General features: G+C 59.8%; 1 protein-coding gene. It reads right to left on the bottom strand.

Annotated elements, in window-relative coordinates; translation table 11 throughout:
* Positions 1–34: 34 nt before the first annotated feature.
* Positions 35–646 (bottom strand): TIGR00730 family Rossman fold protein, encoded by a 612-nt coding sequence (locus tag EN969_RS33355; RefSeq protein ID WP_013532550.1) that lies wholly within the window; start codon positions 644–646, stop codon positions 35–37.
* Positions 647–843 lie beyond the last annotated feature (197 nt).

The following is an 843-nucleotide window of genomic DNA, read 5'->3' as shown; positions in this document are numbered from 1 at the left end:
ACATACTGCCTTACTGCCCCGATTCCTTATCGCCCTACATCTTGTCGATCACCGACTGCACGCCCTCGGTCGGGGCGTCGACGGACGATCCGGCTACCATGATGGCGGCGACGATCGCTTCGGGGTCGTCGACGACCAGCGGCTTGACCCGCTGCGCGGTGTGGATGAAGCCTTCGGCGGCCATGTGATCGAGCAGCGCCAGCATCGGATCCCAAAATCCTTTGACATTGGCGAAGACGATCGGCTTGCGATGATGGCCAAGTTGTCCCCAGGTCATGATCTCGACGATCTCCTCGACCGTGCCGATGCCGCCCGGCAGTGCCACAAAGGCGTCGGATTTCTCGAACATCTTGTGCTTGCGCTCGTGCATGTTGTCGGTGATCAAGAGTTCATCGAGCCGGTCAAGCGCTGTTTCGCTCGCCTCCTTGTTGATCAGGAAGCGCGGAATGATGCCCGTCACCTTGCCGCCGGCCTTGAGCGCGCCTTCGGCGACAGCGCCCATGATGCCTTTGGTGCCGCCGCCATAGACCAGCCGCAATCCCGCTTTGGCAATTGAGCGCCCGAGCAGGTGTCCGGCCTTGATATAGATTTCATCGCGGCCCGGAGACGAGCCGCAATAGACGCAGACGGATCGAATCGTGTTCATGTCGATGATTGGTGATTGGGTCTGAAAGCGCGGTCAAGCCCCAAGGGTTAACGGCCTGGGCTTTTTCTTGTCGGTATTGCTAAAACAGGCTAGACCGGCGTTAGGTGGCTAAGGGGTAGGGAAATATGGCAATTAATCCACTGAAGGCGTTCCTGTTCGCGGCGGGTGGGACCGTTGCGGCCGCGGGGACCGCCTAT

The sequence above is a fragment of the Mesorhizobium sp. M7A.F.Ca.CA.003.01.2.1 genome, assembly GCF_003998945.1.
GTDB classification, from domain to species: Bacteria; Pseudomonadota; Alphaproteobacteria; order Rhizobiales; family Rhizobiaceae; genus Mesorhizobium; species Mesorhizobium ciceri.
Note: the sequence above shows the minus strand (reverse complement) of the source record. Positions and strands in the feature narration are given on the sequence as shown.

What these genes read in the sequence shown, in the direction of transcription:
- EN969_RS33355 (WP_013532550.1), bottom strand. Translation starts at nt 646, where the DNA reads ATGAACACGATTCGATCCGTCTGCGTCTATTGCGGCTCGTCTCCGGGC.